This is a genomic window from Acinetobacter sp., from assembly GCF_045628685.1.
GTDB lineage: Bacteria > Pseudomonadota > Gammaproteobacteria > Pseudomonadales > Moraxellaceae > Acinetobacter.
On record NZ_JAZQPV010000128.1, the window covers coordinates 21,083 to 43,208 of the forward strand.

At 40.6% G+C, this 22,126-nt stretch carries 22 protein-coding genes and 1 pseudogene; 15 read left to right on the forward strand and 8 right to left on the reverse strand.

The window, feature by feature from the left end; genetic code table 11:
* The 9 genes from hemL (at position 1) to ACKI4H_RS16790 (ending at position 9,275) form a co-directional block, all read left to right on the forward strand.
* On the forward strand, positions 1-1,302 hold the full coding sequence (gene hemL, locus ACKI4H_RS16750) for a glutamate-1-semialdehyde 2,1-aminomutase (protein WP_284066885.1): 1,302 nt from the start codon (positions 1-3) through the stop codon (positions 1,300-1,302).
* A 75-nt stretch (positions 1,303-1,377) separates the two neighbouring features.
* Positions 1,378-1,800 (forward strand): GlcG/HbpS family heme-binding protein, encoded by a 423-nt coding sequence (locus tag ACKI4H_RS16755; RefSeq protein ID WP_407307732.1) that lies wholly within the window; start codon positions 1,378-1,380, stop codon positions 1,798-1,800.
* A 103-nt stretch (positions 1,801-1,903) separates the two neighbouring features.
* Positions 1,904-2,332 carry a hypothetical protein gene (locus ACKI4H_RS16760; protein ID WP_407307734.1) on the forward strand — a complete coding sequence of 143 codons (429 nt, stop codon included), beginning with the start codon at positions 1,904-1,906 and terminating at the stop codon, positions 2,330-2,332.
* 33 nt (positions 2,333-2,365) lie between these two features.
* Entirely contained in the window at positions 2,366-3,160 is a 795-nt protein-coding gene (locus tag ACKI4H_RS16765) for a hypothetical protein (RefSeq protein ID WP_407307736.1), read from the forward strand.
* Between the two features lie 64 nt (positions 3,161-3,224).
* Positions 3,225-3,932: a phosphopantetheine-binding protein gene (locus ACKI4H_RS16770; protein ID WP_407307738.1), complete on the forward strand. Its 708-nt coding sequence runs from the start codon at positions 3,225-3,227 to the stop codon at positions 3,930-3,932.
* 132 nt (positions 3,933-4,064) lie between these two features.
* Positions 4,065-4,709, forward strand: coding sequence for an RluA family pseudouridine synthase (locus tag ACKI4H_RS16775; RefSeq protein ID WP_407307740.1), 645 nt, complete (start codon positions 4,065-4,067; stop codon positions 4,707-4,709).
* A 144-nt stretch (positions 4,710-4,853) separates the two neighbouring features.
* A complete protein-coding gene (rapA, locus tag ACKI4H_RS16780; protein ID WP_407307743.1) occupies positions 4,854-7,691 on the forward strand; it encodes an RNA polymerase-associated protein RapA in 2,838 nt (945 codons plus the stop codon).
* 333 nt (positions 7,692-8,024) lie between these two features.
* Positions 8,025-8,291 carry a PAAR domain-containing protein gene (locus ACKI4H_RS16785; RefSeq protein WP_407307745.1) on the forward strand — a complete coding sequence of 89 codons (267 nt, stop codon included), beginning with the start codon at positions 8,025-8,027 and terminating at the stop codon, positions 8,289-8,291.
* Between the two features lie 156 nt (positions 8,292-8,447).
* A complete protein-coding gene (locus ACKI4H_RS16790) occupies positions 8,448-9,275 on the forward strand; it encodes an alpha/beta fold hydrolase (RefSeq protein WP_407307747.1) in 828 nt (275 codons plus the stop codon).
* 52 nt (positions 9,276-9,327) lie between these two features.
* On the opposite strand, the gene fabR is transcribed toward ACKI4H_RS16790, so the two are convergent.
* A complete protein-coding gene (fabR, locus tag ACKI4H_RS16795; protein ID WP_407307749.1) occupies positions 9,328-10,023 on the reverse strand; it encodes an HTH-type transcriptional repressor FabR in 696 nt (231 codons plus the stop codon).
* A gap of 139 nt (positions 10,024-10,162) precedes the next feature.
* On the opposite strand from fabR, the gene ACKI4H_RS16800 reads away from it, so the two are divergent.
* Both ACKI4H_RS16800 and ACKI4H_RS16805 read left to right on the forward strand, forming a co-directional pair.
* The gene (locus tag ACKI4H_RS16800; RefSeq protein WP_407307751.1) at positions 10,163-11,230 is read left to right on the forward strand and encodes a ferredoxin reductase; all 1,068 of its coding nucleotides are present in this window, start codon (positions 10,163-10,165) and stop codon (positions 11,228-11,230) included.
* A 14-nt stretch (positions 11,231-11,244) separates the two neighbouring features.
* Complete coding sequence (locus ACKI4H_RS16805; RefSeq protein WP_407307753.1) at positions 11,245-12,339, forward strand: fatty acid desaturase family protein; 1,095 nt, start codon at positions 11,245-11,247, stop codon at positions 12,337-12,339.
* Positions 12,340-12,949: 610 nt separating this feature from the next.
* Here the strand turns inward: ACKI4H_RS16805 and ACKI4H_RS16810 are convergent.
* Both ACKI4H_RS16810 and ACKI4H_RS16815 read right to left on the reverse strand, forming a co-directional pair.
* Positions 12,950-13,600 (reverse strand): HAD-IB family phosphatase, encoded by a 651-nt coding sequence (locus ACKI4H_RS16810; protein WP_407307755.1) that lies wholly within the window; start codon positions 13,598-13,600, stop codon positions 12,950-12,952.
* Positions 13,567-14,775: a DUF1615 family protein gene (locus ACKI4H_RS16815; RefSeq protein WP_407307757.1), complete on the reverse strand. Its 1,209-nt coding sequence runs from the start codon at positions 14,773-14,775 to the stop codon at positions 13,567-13,569. The genes ACKI4H_RS16810 and ACKI4H_RS16815 overlap by 34 nt, the downstream gene beginning before the upstream one ends.
* An 82-nt stretch (positions 14,776-14,857) precedes the next feature.
* Here ACKI4H_RS16815 and dusB point away from each other — a divergent pair, with 82 nt between their 5' ends.
* Together dusB and ACKI4H_RS16825 are read left to right on the forward strand one after the other, a co-directional pair.
* Positions 14,858-15,880, forward strand: a complete 1,023-nt coding sequence (dusB, locus tag ACKI4H_RS16820; RefSeq protein ID WP_407307759.1) for a tRNA dihydrouridine synthase DusB — start codon at positions 14,858-14,860, stop codon at positions 15,878-15,880.
* A gap of 267 nt (positions 15,881-16,147) precedes the next feature.
* On the forward strand, positions 16,148-16,762 hold the full coding sequence (locus ACKI4H_RS16825; protein WP_407307761.1) for a hypothetical protein: 615 nt from the start codon (positions 16,148-16,150) through the stop codon (positions 16,760-16,762).
* 70 nt (positions 16,763-16,832) lie between these two features.
* Here the strand turns inward: ACKI4H_RS16825 and ACKI4H_RS16830 are convergent, their stop codons facing one another.
* Positions 16,833-17,876, reverse strand: coding sequence for an NAD(P)H-dependent flavin oxidoreductase (locus ACKI4H_RS16830; protein ID WP_407307763.1), 1,044 nt, complete (start codon positions 17,874-17,876; stop codon positions 16,833-16,835).
* Positions 17,877-18,082: 206 nt separating this feature from the next.
* Here ACKI4H_RS16830 and ACKI4H_RS16835 point away from each other — a divergent pair.
* A pseudogene (locus ACKI4H_RS16835) lies at positions 18,083-18,538 on the forward strand (radical SAM protein); the annotation flags it as partial.
* An 84-nt stretch (positions 18,539-18,622) separates the two neighbouring features.
* A complete protein-coding gene (locus tag ACKI4H_RS16840) occupies positions 18,623-19,141 on the forward strand; it encodes a hypothetical protein (protein WP_407307776.1) in 519 nt (172 codons plus the stop codon).
* Positions 19,142-19,209: 68 nt separating this feature from the next.
* Here ACKI4H_RS16840 and ACKI4H_RS16845 read toward each other — a convergent pair whose 3' ends face one another.
* From ACKI4H_RS16845 to ACKI4H_RS16860, 4 genes are all read right to left on the reverse strand, one after another.
* On the reverse strand, positions 19,210-20,421 hold the full coding sequence (locus ACKI4H_RS16845) for a YeeE/YedE family protein (RefSeq protein WP_407307766.1): 1,212 nt from the start codon (positions 20,419-20,421) through the stop codon (positions 19,210-19,212).
* 139 nt (positions 20,422-20,560) lie between these two features.
* Positions 20,561-21,262 carry a VIT family protein gene (locus tag ACKI4H_RS16850; protein WP_407307768.1) on the reverse strand — a complete coding sequence of 234 codons (702 nt, stop codon included), beginning with the start codon at positions 21,260-21,262 and terminating at the stop codon, positions 20,561-20,563.
* Positions 21,263-21,382: 120 nt separating this feature from the next.
* Entirely contained in the window at positions 21,383-21,727 is a 345-nt protein-coding gene (locus ACKI4H_RS16855) for a hypothetical protein (protein WP_407307770.1), read from the reverse strand.
* A 212-nt stretch (positions 21,728-21,939) separates the two neighbouring features.
* Positions 21,940-22,126, reverse strand: a 187-nt coding sequence (locus tag ACKI4H_RS16860) for an FAD-dependent oxidoreductase (RefSeq protein WP_407307772.1), incomplete at its 5' end; no start/stop codon positions are given.

Consider the following 22,126-nt stretch of genomic DNA (forward strand, 5'->3'; position numbering starts at 1 on the left):
ATGAGCTTATCTCCAAAGCAAGAACAATTGTTCAAACAAGCCAGCAAACATATCCCGGGTGGGGTGAATTCACCTGTACGTGCTTTTAATGGGGTGGGTGGCACACCGGTATTTATTGAAAAAGCCAAAGGCGCGTATTTGTTCGATGTCGATGGTAAACGCTATGTCGATTACGTCGGTTCATGGGGGCCGATGATTTTAGGACATGCACATCCAGCAATTATTAAAGCCGTTCAGGATGCGGCGGTTGATGGTTTGAGCTTTGGTGCACCAACCGTGCATGAAACCACTTTGGCTGACATCATTTGCGAGATTATGCCGTCGATTGAACTGGTTCGTATGACCAATTCAGGTACGGAAGCGACCATGACCGCGATTCGTCTGGCACGTGGTTATACCGGTCGTGACAAGATTGTAAAATTTGAAGGTTGTTACCACGGTCACTCAGACTCGCTTTTAGTCAAAGCAGGTTCAGGTATGTTGACCAGCGGCGAAGGTGAGGCGACTTCTGCGGGGGTGCCTGCTGATTTTGCCAAGCATACGCTCACGCTTCCATACAATGACATTACTACCCTGAAAGAATGCTTTGCTAAATTTGGTCATGAAATTGCCGGTGTCATTGTTGAACCGGTTGCAGGCAACATGAACCTTGTAAAACCGATTGATGGTTTCCTGCAAGCGATCCGTGATGTGTGTGATGAACACGGTTCAGTGTTTATCATTGATGAAGTGATGACTGGCTTCCGTGTCGGTCTTGGCGGTGCGCAAGCGCATTATGGTGTAACACCGGATTTAACCACCTTGGGTAAAATTATCGGTGCAGGCTTACCTGTCGGTGCATTCGGTGGTAAACGTGAAGTGATGGAATGCATCGCGCCACTGGGTAAAGTTTATCAAGCAGGGACATTGTCAGGTAATCCACTTGCAATGCGTGCTGGTATTGAAATGTTTAAACATTTACGTGTTGAAGGTTTTTATGAAAAATTAACCGCACAATTAGAAAAATTGCTTGCTGGTTTACAAGCCGCTGCGGATGAAGCAGGTATTCCGTTCAAGACTCAACAAGTGGGCGGTATGTTTGGTTTGTACTTCACAGATCAAGAAGACATAACCAGTTTCGATTCAATGTTGAAATGTGATGTTGCTGCTTTCCGTAAATTTTTCCATGGCATGTTAGACCGTGGTGTGAACCTTGCACCATCTGCTTTTGAAGCAGGCTTTATTTCAGCAGCGCATTCTGATGAAGATATTGCCTACACGATTCAAGCTGCTAAAGAAACCTTTGCTGAAATGAAAGCTTAATATTTCTAATTTATATCAGACCAAGCCCGAATTCGTTCGGGCTTTTTCATACAGTTTTGAAAATGGAAAAGACCGATGCAAACCAAACATTATTTAACTTTGACTGATGCAGAATTTTTATTAGATCAAGCCCATCAATATGCCATTCAGAATAATTTCAATGTCAGCATTGCAGTCGTCGATGATACAGGTAATTTACTCGCAATGAAGCGTATGGATGGCGCATCGCCAATGACGGCAAATTTGTGTTTAGAAAAAGCAAAATGTTCTGCCATTAGCCGTCGCCCTTCAAAGTTATTTGAGGACTTGATTAAAGGCGGTCAAATGGGCTTTCTCACCATGGATAGTTTTGCCGGTATGCTAGAAGGTGGTGAGCCGATTCTACATGAAGGGCATTTAGTTGGTGCGATGGGGGTTTCAGGTGTGCGTGCTTTTCAGGATGCTGAAATTGCTCAACAAGCGATTGAGAAGTTTTTAGGACAAAATATTTTAGCCTAAACTTTTTTAATAATTAGATAAGATTGGATGCTCAGCTGGAGTAAGTTGCTACAGTTGACGTATCGTATTATAAAAAAATACTTTAATTCGTTTGGAAGTTAATGTGCATGAATTATATTTAATATTCACGAGTCTATCATTTATTTTGGTTGTACTTGCATTGGTCTGTACTGTGGTCACAGACAAGCAAGTTTTTATGTGGGGAGTCTTATTCGTATTGCCTCTGCTATGTTTTTTATATTTGGGAATGAAAAATACTTCGCCTATCAGATACCAAGCCCAAGAAAAAATCTGTGGTCAATATCAGTTTAAGACATCTGATCCATCTAGAGGCTCGAAAGGACATTATCCTATCATTCACTATTTTTCTTTTGAAGAATATGGATTACATAGTTTTTATGATCAAGAATTTAAAGAGGGTGTAAATTTTGCTCATTTGAGTAAGCAAGATAGAGTTTGTTTTATATTAATGAGAAAAGTAGATGAGCCAAATAACTTGAGTAATGCTAAGTTAATTTCTGCTTTAAAGTAAAAGCTATATAAAAAATGATATCTGGAAAATTTTATGATTAAAATAAGAAATTTAGCATTATTCAGTGCTTTAGGAGTAAGTGCATGCACTGATTCAACAGAAACTTATCGTGAAAATGTTGATATTCAGTATTATCAGGATAACTCTAAAACAGGCGATTTGATTGTTTGGGGCATTTCACCTGATTTGATCATCAAAACTTATGTTGGAGAGAAAAATCGTATTTCAGAAGATACCGTTTTAAGCAGTCCTTTTTTGGGGCAGTTCCCTATAAGTTTTGAGCCAAGTGAACAGTTCATGGAGAGTCATGATCATGTTGAAAATGTGGCAGATTTTCAAAATCCTATGCAATTTAATCTACTTTTGAATAATGCTAATAACATAGAGATCAATAACTTTTATGATAAAAATTATCAAAACCAAGTCAAAGTACATGTCCAAAACTTCAGTACAGCTGATCCCTTATCTTTTCAATATAAACGAACACCAAGAGAGTGGATTAATTATTTGATACCACACCAATTTGTGCAATATGAAAAGGCATTTAAAAAAGTGGGTTTAGAGTGTTATTCAATGAATTTTGACTCGGGCATTTCTTATCATTGTCTTGGTCGTGCATCAGATCCACAAAAAACAGAATTTTTAATGAAAATAATAAAGAATAATTTTAACCAACGTATAGTCATTACGACAATTGAAGCGCCTATGTATCCGAATGTGAGAGTTGAGTGGACAATGCCTTACGAGTCATTGAAGGACTGGAAAGACGTAGATCAAAATATTTGGCGTTTATTAGATATTTGGAATGTCAGCCAATCGAGAAAATAATATGTGCTGAAGGCATTATGGAGTAGGATATTCTTATTGATGAAATAATTTTATGATGTTTTAAATGTTTTACCCCATGCCCAAAAAAATCCAATTTTCCCAATCTCAAGCCAAATGGCAACTTGCTACTGCAAATTCAGTATTGGTACTTGTCGGATTACAAAATTTAAGGATGATGGCAGGCATACAAGACAGCGACTTAATGACGCATCTGATCCAGATTAGCAACAAAGCCAAAGCCCTCGATATTCCAATTGTGGATTTATATGGTGATGACCTGATTCAAGGTATGCAGCAACTTGGGGAATATGCCTCAACCCATCTACAAATGATATTTGCAGGGCAGGTGACCCCGATGCTCAAGCAGATCTTGCCGCATCTACAAAGTGTGACTGAACAGATCTGTGTAGTTGATGATGCAATTTTATTGCTGAATCAAGATCAGCATATCCAGTGGATAGAAAATATCTCGGCACAAGGTTTGCATCACATGACTAGCTATAGTTTGGCTCGGCTGTGGGATGTAAGTGCGCCGTCAAATTATGTGCTCTCCACCAAGGGGATCATGCTCGCCGTTGCAGAGCAGCTGAACATGGATGCACTTGAAATTGATCCTTATGTCGATTTGAAGCAATACGGTCTGGATTCTGTGGCCATTGTCAGTTTGGTCGGTGTATGGCGCGCGCATGGTGCAAATGTGAGGTATGAAGATGTCTTAAAACACAATTCACTGCATGAACTCGTCAGCTTTATTTTGCAATCGGCAGGTTGATAACGCGAGATTGAAATAATTTTTGAGCAAAATCGGAAAATCCGTCGCCAATTGCAGCATTGCGCATTGTAATTCTGCGCCAAGCTTTCTATCATTGCCGGCTTGTTTTCGCGATCCGCTTGGAATTGAACATTGAGTAATTTTCTAACCGAACACCTGATCCATTGTGACGAAGATTTTATGGTGATCCATAAACCTGCAGGTGTACTCACCGTTCCCGGTAAAACTGAAGATTTACAAGATTGTGTGATCAACAGATTATTAAAAATAGAACCCAAAACCTTACTGATTCATCGTCTGGATCGTGATACTTCAGGAATCCTGGTTTTTGGCTTGACCAAATGGGGACAAAAAACCATTTCCCGCCAGTTTCAGGAACGCCAAACAGAAAAAACCTATCAGGCCGTCGTTGCAGGACATCTTGAAGGCGAAGGCACGGTTGATGTCCCGGTGATTTACGATCCTGAACATCCGCCTTTACATATTACCGCTCCAGATCACAACAAGCCTGCACTCACGCATTGGCAAGCCATCGAACATTTTGAAATTCAAGGGCAGGCGGTAACGCGTGTCAAACTTACTCCCATTACAGGTCGTTCACATCAGCTTCGTGTGCATATGCAGTATCTCGGTCATCCGATTGTGGGTGACACCTTGTATGCTACACCAGAGCAGCAACAGTTGATTCCTCGACTGTGTTTGCATGCTGAACACTTGAGTTTTTATCATCCTCAAACAGAGGAACGTGTGGAGTTTTATTATCCAGTTCCTTTTTAAGGTGAAAACTTTTTAATTGTCATCGGTTTTGCGCACTTTTTAGTGGGCTTTATGTCAAAATATATTGCTTAAAGACCTGTTTTGTTGCTCAAATACTCATCAGGTTTTGAGCTTAAAAATAAGTGTCCTCATTTTTAGATAAAGGTGGAAAAATTGCATCAGTTTGCTATTGGTCAGCGTTGGTTATCAGATACAGAAACAGAGCTTGGATTAGGGGTTCTCATTGATGTAGATGAACGATCGGTTAGCATCTTATTCCCGAAGAGTGATGAAACACGTGTTTACGCACGCAACAATGCACCTTTATCACGTATTGTTTTTAACATTAAAGATGAATTGCAGGATCAGGAAGGCACCAAGTGGCTGGTTGAATCTTTTGAAGACCGTCATGGCGTGGTTCGTTATAACGTGATTCGTACCCTGGAAGATGGAACTGAAGAGCGTAAAGCTTTAAACGAGACCCGTGTTGGCGCACATATTCAGCTGTCTAAACCGCTTGACCGTTTGCTTGCCAGCCAAGTGGATTATAAAGAATGGTATGACCTGCGTATTGAAGCCTTGATGATGCAAGCCAATATGAAATCAAGTCCATTACGCGGCATGATTGGAGCGCGTGTTGGCCTGATTCCGCATCAGCTTTATATTGCACATGAAGTCGGTCAGCGTTTTGCACCGCGTGTTTTACTTGCCGATGAAGTGGGCTTGGGTAAAACCATTGAAGCCGGCTTGATCATTCATCAGCAGCTTAAAACCGGTCGTTCTGAACGTATTCTGATTTTAGTTCCAGACTCACTGCAATATCAGTGGATGATTGAGATGCGTCGCCGTTTCAATCTTCAGTTCTCTTTATTTGATTTAACCCGTACCGCGTCTATTAAAGAACATGATCCAGATTTAAATCCTTTCCTGACCGAGCAATGCATTATTGCCAGTGTGGATTTAATGGTCGATCACGAAGATTTACGTGAACAGGCATTAGAAGCCGGTTTCGATCTTCTTGTCGTGGATGAAGCCCATCACTTGATGTGGAGCGAAGAAGAAGGTGGTAACGACCGTTACGACCTGGTTGAAGAACTTGCTGAAAAAACTCCGGGTGTGTTGTTGCTTACAGCGACACCTGAGCAACTGGGTGTAGAAAGCCATTTTGCCCGTTTACGCTTGCTCGATCCGCAGCGCTTTAGCTCACTCGAGCGTTTTTTGGATGAAGAAGAGCAATATCATCACACCGCAAAAATTGCTGAAGTGCTGATGTCAGACATGCCTTTGGAACCAGGACATTTGGCTGCGATTGAAGGCTTATTGGGTCATAGCATTCAGGATGAGCCAGAGCAGCGTTTCCGTGCCATTCATGAATTGTTAGACCGTCATGGTACAGGTCGTATTTTATTCCGTAATACTCGTGAAGCCATTCAAGGATTTCCTGGGCGTGACTGCCAGCCTGCTGCTTTACCGGCACCTGCAAACTGGTCGAAAGACGGCAAGTTGCGTGAACAAATGTGGCCAGAAGAAACACAGCTTGATGGCGCTTGGATGGAACATGATCCACGTGTGATGTGGCTGATGGAAATGCTACGTACCGAGCTTAAACACAAAAAAGTGTTGCTCATCGCGCGTACTGGTCCAGTGGTTGAAGCTTTGGAAAATGTACTTCGTCTACATGCGGGCATTCGTACAGCCATGTTCCATGAAGGTATGAGTCTTTTGGAGCGTGACCAAGCTGCGGCTTATTTCGCGGAAGATTCTTATGGTGCGCAAATTTTATTGTGTTCGGAAATTGGTTCAGAAGGGCGTAACTTCCAGTTTGCCTCTGACCTCATCCTGTTTGATTTACCTGCAAATCCAGATGTTTTAGAACAACGTATTGGTCGTTTGGACCGTATTGGTCAAGAAAACCGTATCCAGATTCATGTGCCTTATTTGGCTGGCACAGCGCAAGAGCGTATGTTCCGTTGGTATAACGAAGGTTTAAATATTTTCAGCAATATTTCACCCACTGCACAAACGCTGCAAGAAAACTTCATTGCTAAATTAAAAGACTGTTTATTGTCTGATTTGGGTCAACAGTTTGAAGATTTGCTTGAAGAAGTCAGTGTTCAGCGTGAAGCTTTGGAAGCTGAATTGCAGGAAGGTCGTGACCGTTTGCTTGAATACAACTCATGTCGTCCAATTGTGGCGCAAGAAATTGTTCAAGCACTTGAAGACTACGATGACAACACCACTTTACCTATGTTTATGAAACGCTTCATGGCATCGACAAACATTGATTTTGATGAGCAAAGCAATGGTACGGTGATCATTAAGCCAACTGATCAAATGCAGGTTCAAGGTTTATCTCTTGATGAAGAAGGTATGACCGCAACTTTCTATCGTGATCAGGCTTTAATCCGTGAAGATGCACAATACTTAACGCTGGAACATCCATTCACTGAAAGTGTGATGGAAATGATTAATACACAGTCATTTGGTAGCACCAACGTTGCACTGTTAAAATCGAATGCCTTGAAACAAGGTTCTTTATTGTTAGAGGTGTGGTTTAAAGTGGATGTCATTGCGCCGAAAGCATTGAATCTGCCTTCAAGCCTGCCACAGCAGTTAATTCGTGTATTGCTCAGCGAAACGGGACAGGACTTATCTGCCAAGATTGATCCGAGTATTTTAAAACCGTATTTGCATCATCTGGATAGCAATAGCTGTCGTCAGGTGGTGAAAGCCCGCCGTGATGTGATTGAGCAACGCTATACTCAGGCACTTGATATTGCTAAAACAGCATTGCCGAACTTTAAACAACAAGCCAAAGACGTGTACGGTAATAAATGGCAATATGAAATTGAACGCTTAACTTACTTGAAGCAGTTTAATCCGAGTATTCGGGAAGATGAAATTGTACGCCTACAAAAATTTCAATCAGAAGGCATTAGCTTGCTTGATAGTTTATCGGTAACACCAGAAGCCATTCAAGTACTGGTTGTGGTTAAACCATAACTTCGAAACCTGTTTAAAAAGCACCTTCGGGTGCTTTTTAATTGCTTAAGATTCTATAGGTCTTATTTGTGTGAACAATGGAAGACATAAAGCCTAGAAGCAGGGTCTGTTGACATTTCATAAATGGCTTGCGTTTTAGCCACAACCCTTCGGGACTAGAGTATTTTTTGATGCTACGTCGTTATGAATTACTCATTTAGAATGACTAAATTTCTTATTTCATGCCTAGTATCACCTAAAAAATACTCATAGTTGTAAACATAGACGAATTGTCAACAGACCCTCATCTCATGTTAAAATGGTGCATAAACTTTATAAAAAATTAGAATAATCATGGCTAATTTTTTAGTGACTATAGGTTCTTCAGCCACGCATGGCGGCGTTGTCTCAGAATGCGAAAATACATTTATCATTAATGGAATTGCAGTGCATTTGCATGGCATGAAGCATTATTGTCCTCAATGTCAAGCAATTGTGTCTGCCGTTGCAGGGGGATCAATCTACAGTCGTGAAAGGACGGGAAGTGTGATTGCCGGAGACAAGACAACTTGTGGTGCAAATTTTCTAGGCAATCAAGCGTTAGTTTTTTCCAAGAAATAATCACAAGCGAGTTGCAAAATATTTTTATAATAATTTTTCCTGCTAAAGAAAGACTGACTTACAAGTCAGCTTATCCATGATTTAGTGATTTGAATCAAGCAGGCTTTTCCTTAAGCTAGATGATGTTCATCGATTTAATCAAGGGAGAGCAGAGTTGTGAAGGATTCATCATTTAAAAAGACCGCGATTCATTTTACTCATGCCAACGGAATTCCAGCGCCAAGTTATCAAAAGTTTTTCGCTTGCTTTGAGGATGAGTTCGATTTGAAATCCATTCCGATGATTGGAATGGATCTTCAATATCCGATCACCCATGACTGGCGTTATTTAGTGGATCAAATTATTGATGATATTGAACATAAGTTTTATGGAAGAAAGGTCATCGGTCTAGGGCATTCATTTGGTTCATTGCTCACGCTTATGAGTGCCTATAAGCGCCCGGATTTATTTTCACAACTGGTGATTATGGATCCACCTTTTGTGATTGGTTCAAGATCACCCATGTTTGAGATTGCAAAAAAATTAAAACTCAAGGCAATCGATAAATTGACCCCGGCAGGAATTACCCTGAAACGTAAAGATCACTGGGAAAATCATGAGCAAGCCTATACTTCAATGCGGTATAACCCGTTATTTAGGCATTTTGATGAACACTGTTTTCAGGATTTTTTAGCCTGCGGTTTACAACAGGATGTTAAACGTGGCGGCTTGACTTTGGCTGTACCTAAAATAGTTGAAGCGGAAATTTTTAGAACAGTACCTGCATGGTGGTGGCGTACGCCCAAGAAAGCACCGGCTGTACCTGTACATTTAATTAGTGCGCACAACAGTCCATTTTACAAGCAAGGTTTTCCGCAAGGGATGAAAAAAACCTATCAGATTAATTATAGTGTGATGCAAGGCGGACATATGTTCCCATTGGAACAGCCCGAAAAAACAGCTGAACTGGTCAAAAAGATTGTTGCTCAGCAAAAAAGTATTTGAAGATAGACGAAGGATTCAATGTGTCAGGATTGAATCCTTAAACATTCAACACTTAGCGAATTTGTGCTTCATCCAGATGACGTGCGCCTTCTAAAATCATTCGAATCATAATCATTGTTTGTTCTGCAATTTCTTTGCGTTCAGTTATGGGCATGTCAATCACTGTTGCACCCATATTAAACACCAGTTGGGTAATCGCTTTTGCCACAATGTCAGGATGAAACAATTTACTGTGATTGAGACGTTCCAGACGAATTAAATCTTCTTGCAGTTCTTGCTGAAAATAATTTAATTGGCGTCCCACTGCTGATTTATATGAAGCGGAACCCGTATAGGCTTCACGAAGTAATAAGCTTAAATTTCCTTCATCGGCATCGAGCTGCTCAATAAAAATTTCAACTGAACTGCGAATAATACTGTTTTGTTTTGATGCTTTTAAACGTGCCTGATGCAAAATTTGACGCAGCACAATACCTGCACGATCAATCAACTCAATTGCAAGCTCATCTATATCTCTGAAATGTCTGTAAAAACTATTTGGGGCAATACCTGCTTCGCGGGCAACTTCGCGAAGACTTAAGGATGAAATACTTTTTTGAGGACCAATGAGATTGAGCGCGGCCTGAAACAGTTCTTCTTTGGTAATTGTTGCTTTTCGACCGACCGTGCGGACTACAACTGGCTCATGAGCAAGACTTTGTGCGGCAATTGTGGCATCAACATTTTTTTTGATCGAAAACTGATTCATATTTTTCAAAGGATTAGAGACACCAAAACATTATAGCTGTTGCTGGCTCGCTTGGGAAATGAATAGAAACAATACAGATATATATACAAATATATATACATGTGTATAATAATTAAAATTCAATCGCGTGGTGCTTACTATGCATGTGTTAGAAAAAACGAAATCTCCCTTAACTTCACTTGCTGAAACTGTTATTGATCAGCATGCAGCAAACTTTTGGCTGCAAAAATTTAACCCGCTTTGGTCGTTTAACCAAGCATTGGGGAAAATTGTTCAAAAAGAAAATTCTGCTCAAAATATGGTAAGCCTCACCATTCAGTTCAATCGTCATTTTGAGCTTGGGCAAGCAGGACAGCATCATCCGATCTTTGTAGAAGTCGATGGCATCCGCTATGAACGTAGCTATAGTTTGACTCAGCTAGATTCTCAGCATGTCTTGTTGACGGTTAAGAAAGTGGATCAGGGTAAAGTCAGCTCTTGGCTGGTTGAACAGTCTAAAGTCGGCGATATCCTTGAATTTGGTCAGCCTTATGGCGACATGCTGTTACCAGAACAGGCTCAAACGATGCTGTTGCTTGCTGCAGGTAGTGGCGTTACCCCAATGTTAAGTTTGCTTAAAGCGCTTTCTAAAACAGATCGCATGACTCAAGCACCAATTCAATTGCTGTATTGGGTGAAACAATATGCAGATGTGGCTTTTAAAACACGTTTTGAGCAGCTTGCCGAGCAATATCCAAATTTCTCATTTCAGGTTTTTTATACCCAAGAAGTCGATGCTGGCGAACGTTTAAACCAAGCCCATGCAGCATTGCTGGAAAACATTGAAAATAGCGTGGTGTATGCATGTGGTCCATCTGGATTCGTCGCACAGGCTGAACAGTTATTTGCACATGTGCAAAGTTTTAAAAGTGAAGCTTTCAGCATGACACCTGTCGAAAATTCTGAGACCGGCTTTGTTAATGTGACTTTATTGAAATCGAAAAAAGTGCTCGCTATTCCAAAAGGCCAGTCGATTTTAGTTAGCCTTGAACAGCAGAATATAAAACCCACCCATGGTTGCCGTATGGGGATCTGTAATAAATGTGTCTGCAATAAAGTTGAAGGTTCAACCAAGAATTTGGTCAATGGCGGACAAAATTCAGAACCTGGTAATTTATTAAAAATTTGTGTCAATTCAGCACAGTCTGATCTTGTTATTGATTTATAAGTGAGTCAAATATCATGAATATGCCCGTAAAAATAGAATATTTTAAAAATCCTAAAAATGGTGAGCTCACTCAATCTCAATTAGATGGATTGGCACGTGAGTTAGATGCCATCAAACAAGAAGTGCTCGATGATATTGGTGAAAAAGATGCGAAATATATTCGTCGTGTTTATTCAACCATTCGTTATGCTTCTATTGCTGGGCGTGCCTGTCTGTTTGCAGGTTGGTTCCCGCCAGCATGGGTTTTAGGTACTGGTTTACTTGGCTTTGCCAAAATCATGGAAAACATGGAGCTAGGTCATAATGTCATGCATGGTCAATATGACTGGATGAATGATCCAAAATTCCATGGTCCATCTTACGAATGGGATATTGTCGGTACAGCGGATAACTGGCGTCAAACCCATAACTATAAACATCACACCTATACCAATATTAAAGGTATGGATGATGATATCGGTTATGGATTGCTCCGACTTTTCCCTGAACAGCGCTGGAAACCCGGCTATTTGTTACAACCGATTTATGCGATTCCATTTTGTCTGTTGTTCCAATGGGGCGTGGCAATTCAAAATCTTGAAATTGGTAAAGTCTTGAAAGGGCGTAAAACCAAAGAGCAAGCGAAACAAGAATGGCGTCCAATGCAGCGCAAAATCACTAAACAACTGTTTAAAGATTACGTGTTCTTCCCATTAATTGCCGGTCCGGCAGCTTTACCTGTTTTAGCAGGTAACTTGGTGGCGAATGGCATGCGTAATATCTGGACATTTAGTATTATTTTCTGTGGTCACTTCACTAAGGATGTTGAAGTCTTCCCGAAAACAGTACTTGAAAATGAAAGTCGTGGTCACTGGTATATGCGTCAGATTCGCGGTTCATCGAATTTAACCGGTTCAGAAGCATTCCATATTTTGACCGGTCATTTAAGTCACCAAATTGAACATCATTTATATCCAGATGTTCCGGCACGTCGCTATCGTAAAATGGCACCAAAAGTACAGGCAGTTTGTGAAAAATATGGCTTGAACTACAACAATGCCAGTCTGATCAAGCAATATGGCAGCGTGATTAAACGTATTGCAAAATATGCTTTTCCATTCAAGAAATAATTTTTCTTAAAGTTAAAAACCACCTCATTTGAGGTGGTTTTTATTTGTAGATATGGGCTTGAAGTATCGTAATCAAACTCACGTAAATAACTAGTTTGCTTTACTCAGGACATTTACCAACTCTTGTTATGTCCAATTTTGTTCGTTTAGCAAGAAAACATGCATAACAACACAAATGGATTTTTGCCAAAATGAATATAGATACCTTTCACCAACTTTGAATGATCGGATAAATTCATAATATTTTTTCCTGATGTTTGCTACTTATAGAGCGATAGACATACATATGTGAATATTGTCACGGTATATTATTTTGAATGAACAGAGTTTTTATCAATAAAAAATTCGTGGCTATGCCAATTTCAAAGAGACAAAAAAGATAAAGAGATAGGCTAAGACAACTGAGCTTTATAACTTTTGTTTAGCTTAACGTAGCGTATAGCAATACCTCTAAACTGCTTTTAACCGAGCAAAAATATTTCAACTAAATGCCTGATTTTATATACCTGCCAATCTCTATGCTTATTGCTGGATTTTGAATTACTTTTAGTAAATTATGATAGTTATATGGAGTGTGTAAAAAAATAAGTTTGATGAGACTTCTCTAAAGTTAAATTGCAATTTGAATGTCTATTGGTAATTTAGGCATGATTTTATCTACTCCGACCATATAAGTATAATTAGCAAGTGCAAGCATTTCCTTATCCTCCCTACTATTGCCATAGGCATAAATTACAGAGTAGTGATCTAAAGAATATTTTTCTAAAATTCGTAGCTTTTTCTGTTCTGAGCTACAATCTGGAGTCGTATATTGTCCAGTATAGATATGATTTACTTGTTCAGTCTGCGTACAAATCAAATCAATTTTTAATAAGTTGCAGACATGTTGAAGATAGACATCAACAGATGCAGAAACAAGTACTACATCATCTCCTAAAGCTTGATGCTGTTTAAGTTGTTTAAACAAGGGAAGATTTAACTGGGGAATTAAACTGGCCGCGTATTCCTGAGCAATGTGCTGTAAATCAGGAGCATTTGCCTGACTAAACATGGCACGAAACAATTTAGAACGCATGGCATGCGCAGGGTAGGCATTTAAATAATAGGCTTGAATCCAAGGGAGGATTTTAATGCCTTGTTTGACAATATGGCGTTTAGATAAAGCATAGAAGATAAACCCCGTGAAACTGTCTTTTTTACACAGGGTTCCATCAAAATCAAAGAGCGCTAAATTTTTATTCTTTTTGCCCGTTGCATACATGATTGATATCTTCCATTTACGCGTGTTGCAAACCAGTTGGTATTATATTCGCGGCTTAGTTTGGGACCAGAAATGACCACTTCAGGCATAATTGCATAAATAGGATCTTTGCCTGTTTTCTCTTGGTAGAGCTTGGTTATAGCACGATAAGTGGCTGTATCCTCGAACCCTTTATTTTTTTCTTTTTTTAAGTCAGAACGAATTTGTCGTGGTGTGACTAATATATTGTTGGCTGCAAATACACTAATCAGTTCACGTTCAGACTGGCTGCCAGCAGAACGGATTGAACCTTCTTTTGTGTAAAGCAATAAGTCACCATCCAGGTCTAGCTCAGCTGCGGTTAAATCATTCAGCATGCTTTGGAAGGCAGCGTTGCGACTTGAATACATGCCCGAGTTATAATCTGCAAAACGATAAATCGATTTATCGTAATCGGCAGGATACATCATTAAACGGTGAATGCCGTAATACAAACCGCCATATTGGCTATATAAGTCGGTACGTAATTCTGCAATATTACCCCCTTGACGTTTATGTTCTTTGGCATAACCAATATGAACTTGCATCGAGCCTAATGTAGTAATTGGATTTAATTTTTCCCCAATGTCTTGTCCAACCAGTTTAGCCGCGCCAGTTAATGCACTGACATGATAATGTTTTGACATGTAGGCGAAAATTTCACGATATAACTCATCCAGTTCACGTTCAGTTTTAACCCGACGCATTTGGCTTAAATAGTTATCTTCCGGACTCGGCTGATTTTTTAAGACTTCCTGGAAATAGCCGGCGACGGTTCCGCCAATCGCATCACCTAATTTATCTTTAAATTTTTCATCCAAACGGTCTTGAACTTCTTTAACCGCTTTTACGCCTAAACCGGGTACTTGCGGGTCGGCAACAAAGTTCGATTCTTGATCGACCACTGCCACAATACTGCAAATATTTTCTTTGGTTTGGGGGATACCGAGCTGGTCACTAATATCGAAAATATCTTTAGCCCATGCGCTACGATCATTCACTCGTGGTGGAACCAGGCGTTTGATCTGATCCTCTTCTAGGGTCGGTTCATTATTTTTTGACCACCAGGAGTTATCTCCACATGCCACTAAACTTAGAGATAAAGCCAGAATACTTAAGGATTTAACATGAGATGAAATAAAAAAATTCTTTTTCATAAGGATGAAAACATAGTCCAAAAAGATGAGCCAATACAGTAGATGCAGTATACTATGCCGGTCGAAAAAGTGATGAATTTATATGTATATTGGTCCATATCAGCTGTCAAATAATTTAATTGTTGCTCCTATGGCAGGTGTTACGGATCGTCCATTTCGGACGTTGTGTAAATATTTTGGTGCAGGGCATGCCGTCAGTGAAATGATGACCTCAGACCAAACCTTGCGCATGAGTAAGAAAAGTTTATACCGAGCCAATTTTGATGGCGAAATTGCGCCTATATCTGCACAGATTGCAGGTTCCGACCCGTTCGAGCTTGCCGAAGCAGCGCGTTATCAGGTCGCCAATGGCGCACAGATTGTCGACATCAACATGGGTTGTCCCGCCAAAAAAGTCTGTAATAAATTGGCAGGTTCCGCATTATTAAAAGATGAAGATCTGGTCGCACGTATTTTAGATGCTGTGGTGGCTGCTGTAGATGTGCCGGTAACTTTAAAAACCCGTTTGGGATATTTAAATGGTCATGAAAATATTATGCGGGTGGCGCAACGTGCCGAAGAGGCGGGTATCGCTGCATTGGCCTTACATGGTCGAACCCGTGAAGACATGTATTTAAATACCGCGCGCTATAGTTTGATTAAAGAAGTCAAACAGATGTTGACTATTCCGGTGATTGCCAATGGTGATATCGACAGTCCCGAAAAAGCTAAATATGTACTCGACTACACTGGTGCTGATGCGGTCATGATCGGGCGTGCTGCACAGGGCAGACCTTGGATTTTTCGTGAAATTTCTCATTATTTAGCTACCGGTACGCATTTGGCTGCACCGAATATTCAAGAAGTGAAAGAGGTGTTGTTGGGGCATTTATCTGAACTGTATGACTTCTATGGAGAATATTCGGGTTGCCGAATTTCACGTAAACATATTGCCTGGTATACCAAAGGTTTACGTTCAAGTAATGAGTTCCGGCAGAACATGTACAAGGTTGAAAGTACGGTTGAACAGTTTAATGTAGTGGAAGACTATTTTAATCAGTTACTCGCTCAAGGTGAAATTATGAGTGATGTGCAAATTGAACAGGTCAATCTGCTGCAACCCTGATGTAATCGACAATGATGGAAAAAATAATCAAGGTACTGTTATGAAAACAGTACCTTTTTTTATCTTGTATCATGCTTCCTCAACACGCCGTTTACATGAAATATCTTCTTATACATAGCGCAGCACTTTATTCACTGAAACTGGACAGGACTTGAACATTATTTACCTAAACTTTCTCTATGCTGAAAGTCTACATAACAAGATGTGATTTCAGTCTTGTTCAAACAATTTTGTTTAAATAAGAAATAAGATCGAGGGAGAGGAAGAATGACCAATACCAATCGACCAGTTTCAGATATTAATCCTGCAGCTTCAACAGAACGGTCTCCAGAACGCAGTGATGCATTTAACAATGATTCACTAAAATCGAGTCCATCTACTGATGCGAGTGCGCGTCCTGACCTGAATTCGCCAGCGACTGAAAGCCACCGGGTACCAGATATGACCGAAGCTGGGGATCATCTGGCTGCAACTGGTGCCGGTACTTTAGGTGGCGCAGCTGTAGGGGCGACACTGGGTATGATCGGTGGCCCACCAGGGGCAGTAGTGGGTGGGCTGATTGGTGGGATCGTGGGTGGCATTGCAGGTAATGACATCGCACAATCTGCCAATCCAGAAGAGGAAGATCACTACTGGAGAGAACAGCATCAAGACAGACCTTATTTTCATGAGACCCGTAATACTTATAATGATCTCGACTATGACCGTGATTATCGTGGGGCTTATCGTCTCGGTTATGAAAACCGTGCGCATTACAATGACTTTAATGAAGCTGAACCTGACCTGCGTACTAAATGGGAACAGGGCAAAGGTGAATCCCGTTTAAATTGGGAAGAAGCCAAATTTGCAGTCAAAGATGCATGGCATCGTACGACTGGTTAAGTTGTATTCTGCATACAAATCATGCCTGGAAAAACCTCTCCAAATGGGGAGGTTTTTTGTGCTGATATGATCAGGTTTGGCTCATTTCTAGAACCAGCTGGTTAATTAAATCGGCAGCTTCTATTTCCCGAATCTGGGCAACATTAGTTCCTGCCCAGAATGCACCAAAACTATAATCACCTTGCGCTGTTGCCACTGCATTGAGTTGTTTCCCCAAGTCATAGCAATATGGATAGGCCGCAACAGCAGGTCGTTCAGGATGATCGATTTGGGTATGCCAGTGATTAATCAGACCACGGGCAGGGCGGCCAGAAATACTGGCGCTAATTTGGGTAATCGGTTTGCTAAACAATGCTTTCCGATACGCGGTATTAGCATTGGAACTTTTGCATTGTACGAAAGCAGTGCCTAGCTGAACGGCTTCTGCACCTAGCTTCATTAATAACTGGGCTTGCTGCCCATTCATAATGCCGCCAGCAGCCACAATAGGTGAACTGCAATATTGTTTTAGCAATTGAACCAAATCAGAGGTTTTAACCGCACTATCAAATGTGTCGTTAAAAATCCCGCGATGTCCACCCGCTTCAATGCCTTGAGCAATAATGACATCAATGCCGGCAGCTTCAATTTCAAGCGCTTCAGTCAAGTTGGTTGCTGAAACCATGGTGATGATGCCAGCTTGTTTTAAGGCCTGAATTTGATGGGGATGTGGAATACCAAAATGAAAACTTACAGCTTTAGGTCGGGTTTCCAAAACCAGATTTAAATAGTCGTCATGATCTAGAAAGCTGGGATAAATACATTTTAATTCTGTTGGCGGAACAGCATCATACTTTTCAAATTGCGGTGTCAAATATTGAATCCATTGCTTGGCGGCATCATGGGCGAGTTCTAAACTTTGATGGCAAAAGAAGTTCACCTGAAAAGCATGATGGGTCAGTGCCTGAGTTTCTACGATTTGTTGTCGGGCCACTTCAACAGAATTTGCGCCCAAACCAAGTGAACCCAGACCCCCTTGATTAGAGACTTCAGCCGCCAGTTCTGGAGTGGAAACCCCAGCCATCGGGGCCAGAAAAATAGGATGTCTAATTTCGAGTTGTTCTAATAAAGTCATATTCGGCTCCTCTTCATCGATATTACTTTGCCCAAGCCTTCAAGATTAAGCAAATCATATTCATTATTTTCTGGTGAAATAAAAAGGATTTTTAGTTCCTGAATTAAAAAACAAAACCTCATCCTCTGTCGCATTCAAGATCGGTAAACCCCTTGCTATAGGATTAAAATTTATCATCTATTTTTATTATCAAATGTTACTTGCTTATGTCTGAATGGATCCGTGAAAAACTGCAAATTTTAGCCGATACTGCCAAGTATGATGTGTCGTGTTCTTCAAGTGACAGTAACCGTAAAAATAAAGAGAACGGCCTGGGCAATACGGGTTCCGGAATTTGCCATCGTTATATTGAAGATGGGTACTGTATATCCATAATAAAAATTCTGTATTCCAATATCTGTATTTTTGATTGTTTTTACGGTGTGACGACGTTCAAGTGATGTGAAACGGACCACATTTACCATGCAGAAAGTGGTTGATTTGACCATGAACTGTTATTGTCGTAATTATATTGAATGCTTGTTTTTTAAATCGGCAGATTACACTATGGAACGTAGGCTGCAAGTAGTGGAAAATTACGCTTAGAGGAAATTTTTAATGGTTATATTTATCTAAAAAACCTACTCGGTGCATCACAGGAAATCATTACCGAAACGGTATTGGTGCTCTATGAATGAAAAATCAATTTAACTGGATATTTCAGGCATAATGTGGTGTTGTATGATGTGACTATTGGGCAAGTGATGATGAAGCCGTTAATTTTTACGATTTTGATTTCAAGTTTATTATTTTCAGCATGTTCAAGCTCTGAGCAGCATAAAACACAAATTAATCCTCAACAATATAAAGTTCAGGATGTGGCAAGTTTGCAACAACGCTTTGAGACTTTAAATCAACAGTTATCTAGGAATTATCAGGCATTTAAAAAAACCAATAATATTGCCTTTTCAGATCAGTCGGTACTTGATACCAATCAACTCAAGACTTTAAACCTCCATGCAGTGAGCCGGACTTCATTAAAGCCGGTCAAACAAGCTTATTGTGAAATGATGAATAATTATTTTGTCCAGATGTATCATTTGGGCAATCAAAACCTGAATTTAATCGGGCAAGTCCAGTTACCCAATATGCAAGCTGAAAACTTGGCAAAAAGTTTTGCCAATGCAGATCAGTTTTATGATTTTATTTTAAATCGTTATACTACATACCGTCAGGCGCAGGAAATTATGGGCTATGGGTGTAATTTGAAAGCCGCTTTAAACTAAATTCTAAAAACAAAATGTATAAAAAAGCCCATCACGTGATGGGCTTTTTTAATTTCGGTATTTTAGAATTAACATCCAGTAAGTTTTTCAGGTTGTGGGCGCTCACCCGGGAAGAAAATTGGACGAAGTTTTACCCCGATACTGTTACCGATAAAGGCGAAAATCAGCCATAACCAGCCGTGCAAGCTGCCTGATGCAATACCGCTGAAGTAGGCGCCGATATTACAACCATAGGCCAAACGTGCGCCATAGCCTAATAGTAAACCGCCAATAACAGCAGCGATGAGGGAGCGTTTTGGAATGTTCAGGTTCGGCGCAAATTTACCCGCCAGACTTGCTGCCAATAATGCACCCAGCATAATGCCGAAGTTCATCATGGACGTTATATCGAACCATAATGATTCAGATAATGCTTTGGCATTCCCCGGTTGTTGCCAATAAGCCCAAGATGCTACATCTACACCCATCAAACTCGCAGATTTAGCCGCCCAAACTGCGAGTGCAGAAGTGACACCCCAAGGACGTCCGGCCAAAGCCAAGGTTGCAAAGTTGAGCAAGGTTAAAATAATTCCGCCCCAGACCAACGGCCATGGACCACGTAAGAAACGTTTTAAACCTTGAGTTTGCGCTTGAGGTTCAGTTTCAAGTGAACCATGTCGCTTTTTCTCGAAATGGATGGTTGCAAAGGCAATCGCAGCAAACAAGATAAAACTGACGATTAACGCAGGAATAACGCCCAGACTTGAAACAATGGAAATAGGTTCAAGATGAGGCAGGTTAAACCACCAATCCACATGTGTCGTTGCAATTAACGACCCGAGGCAGAAGAAAATCAGTGTTATGATCATGCGTGCGCTGCCGCCGCCTACTGTGTAGAGCGTACCGGAAGCACAGCCACCGCCCAGTTGCATGCCGATACCAAAGATAAAAGCACCAATCATCACGGATATGGAAACTGGGTTGACATTACCTTTGACAGGATTGCCAAACAGCTCACCTGCGCCTAAAGCCGGGAAAAACAGCAGTACCGCAAGACCCAGCATGATCATTTGGGCACGCAAGCCACGACCACGACGTTCTTTAATAAAAACACGCCAGCTGGAGGTAAAACCAAATGAAGCATGATAAAGCGTCATGCCTAAAGCACCGCCAACCAGGAACAACAAGGCTTGATTCAGCCCAACCACTTGATAGGCACCGAGGGTGCCCAACAACAATAGAAAAAGAGCAACCCAGATCGACAGATTAGATCGATTGGATTTTGCAGCGATAACAGACATGGGAGTATAAATTTGAATAAATGAATAATGATATTTTAATCGATTATTCACCCATAAATATTATTAAAACCCATAGATTATAAGTAATTTAATTGAAAATAACTGATTTTATATATTGGTAAAAATAATAATAAATTCATTAAAAGGTAGAAACATTAAATAAGGAACCAATTGCACTGGCAAAAGCCATGGCGAGAATTCCCCATAGAGTAACCCGTAAACTGCCCTTGAGTAGTGAAGTACCAGCGAAATAACTAGACATGGCACCCAGTGCAGCTAGGGATAAAATTCCCACAATCATGACAGTCGTTGCTACATATTGTTCCGGACTGATTAAAATCGAGAACATGGGAAAAAGGGCGCCCAGTGAAAAGGCAAGGGCAGAAGAACCAGCTGCTTGTAATGGATGGGCAGCAGTATTTTCATGAATACCAATCTCATCACGGGCATGTGCCTCTAAGGCATTATTTTCCGTCAGCTTTAATGCAACTTCATGAGCAAGTTCAGGTTCTAAACCCCGCATGATATAAATTTGAGTCAATTCTTTCAGTTCATGATGCGGATTACGCTCAAGCTCTCGTGCTTCCATATGTAAATCTGCTTTTTCAATATCTACTTGTGATTTGACAGAAATATATTCACCTGCGGCCATGGAGCTTGCTCCTGAAATCAGACCTGCTACACACGCAATCAATAAAGTTTGAGTTGAAGCTCCACTTGCGGCCATTCCCATGATTAAACTGGTGACTGAAATAATCCCATCATTTGCACCCAATACTGCTGCACGAAGCCACCCTGTTCTATGAATATAATGTTGTTCGTGATGATGGGAATATGACATGTACACATGCTCTTAAAAGTATTGGTACTTTAACCATATAAGAAATAACCAGGTAAAAGCAAGATGGGGAAAATAAAAAAGCCCCCCTGATCAGGAGCTTTTTTAGTTCAATAGTTAGGCTTATTGTTGGGCTCTTTCTTTAACGTGAGCAGCGCCATCTTCTACAGCACCGGCAGTTGCAGCAGTCGCATCTTTTGCAGCATCTTTGGCATCCTCTGCAGCATTTTCGGCACGGTCAGCAGCAGTATTCGCGGCTGCTGCAGTGTTATCAGCAGTATTATCCATCGCTGTTGCAGTGTTATTTGCTGCTTCAGAAGTGGTATTAGAAATATCCTGACCTGCTTGATTAGCAGCACCTTCTACATGTTCACCAGTTGTTGCACCTGTTTCAGGAGCCTTGTCTTTGTTACAACCAACTAAAGCAACAGTAGCAGCAAGACCTAAAGCAATAAGTAATTTATTCATTTTCATCTGTCCTTCTAATTGTTTTACCCATAAAGAAAAGATGGGATAAAGCGAATATAATCGAAAAGTCGTTTAAATAACGCTCGAAAATTGTTAATTAAATGTAACGTTTGGTGAAAAAACTTGAGTTAAAAAAAAGGCTTATATCTTCGGGTAGATATAAGCCTATGTTTATTTTATCCAAATTTTAATTGTTTTGGAGGATACAGTGATTACCCGTTACGGATAATGTAATCAAATGCAGAGAGTGAGGCTTTTGCACCTTCGCCAGTCGCGATGATGATCTGCTTGTAAGGTACTGTGGTACAGTCACCTGCAGCAAATACACCTTTGACATTGGTTTCGTTGCGCTCGTTAATCACGATCTCGCCACGGCTGGTTAACTCAACTTTGGTTTCT

Bases quoted from the DNA above. Each gene is read 5' to 3' on its own strand.
- hemL (WP_284066885.1), top strand. From the start codon at position 1: ATGAGCTTATCTCCAAAGCAAGAACAATTGTTCAAACAAGCCAGCAAA.
- ACKI4H_RS16755 (WP_407307732.1), top strand. From the start codon at position 1,378: ATGCAAACCAAACATTATTTAACTTTGACTGATGCAGAATTTTTATTA.
- ACKI4H_RS16765 (WP_407307736.1), top strand. From the start codon at position 2,366: ATGATTAAAATAAGAAATTTAGCATTATTCAGTGCTTTAGGAGTAAGT.
- ACKI4H_RS16770 (WP_407307738.1), top strand. From the start codon at position 3,225: ATGTTTTACCCCATGCCCAAAAAAATCCAATTTTCCCAATCTCAAGCC.
- ACKI4H_RS16785 (WP_407307745.1), top strand. From the start codon at position 8,025: ATGGCTAATTTTTTAGTGACTATAGGTTCTTCAGCCACGCATGGCGGC.
- fabR (WP_407307749.1), bottom strand. From the start codon at position 10,023: ATGAATCAGTTTTCGATCAAAAAAAATGTTGATGCCACAATTGCCGCA.
- ACKI4H_RS16800 (WP_407307751.1), top strand. From the start codon at position 10,163: ATGCATGTGTTAGAAAAAACGAAATCTCCCTTAACTTCACTTGCTGAA.
- ACKI4H_RS16805 (WP_407307753.1), top strand. From the start codon at position 11,245: ATGAATATGCCCGTAAAAATAGAATATTTTAAAAATCCTAAAAATGGT.
- ACKI4H_RS16810 (WP_407307755.1), bottom strand. From the start codon at position 13,600: ATGTATGCAACGGGCAAAAAGAATAAAAATTTAGCGCTCTTTGATTTT.
- ACKI4H_RS16815 (WP_407307757.1), bottom strand. From the start codon at position 14,775: ATGAAAAAGAATTTTTTTATTTCATCTCATGTTAAATCCTTAAGTATT.
- dusB (WP_407307759.1), top strand. From the start codon at position 14,858: ATGTATATTGGTCCATATCAGCTGTCAAATAATTTAATTGTTGCTCCT.
- ACKI4H_RS16825 (WP_407307761.1), top strand. From the start codon at position 16,148: ATGACCAATACCAATCGACCAGTTTCAGATATTAATCCTGCAGCTTCA.
- ACKI4H_RS16830 (WP_407307763.1), bottom strand. From the start codon at position 17,876: ATGACTTTATTAGAACAACTCGAAATTAGACATCCTATTTTTCTGGCC.
- ACKI4H_RS16840 (WP_407307776.1), top strand. From the start codon at position 18,623: ATGAAGCCGTTAATTTTTACGATTTTGATTTCAAGTTTATTATTTTCA.
- ACKI4H_RS16845 (WP_407307766.1), bottom strand. From the start codon at position 20,421: ATGTCTGTTATCGCTGCAAAATCCAATCGATCTAATCTGTCGATCTGG.
- ACKI4H_RS16850 (WP_407307768.1), bottom strand. From the start codon at position 21,262: ATGTCATATTCCCATCATCACGAACAACATTATATTCATAGAACAGGG.
- ACKI4H_RS16855 (WP_407307770.1), bottom strand. From the start codon at position 21,727: ATGAATAAATTACTTATTGCTTTAGGTCTTGCTGCTACTGTTGCTTTA.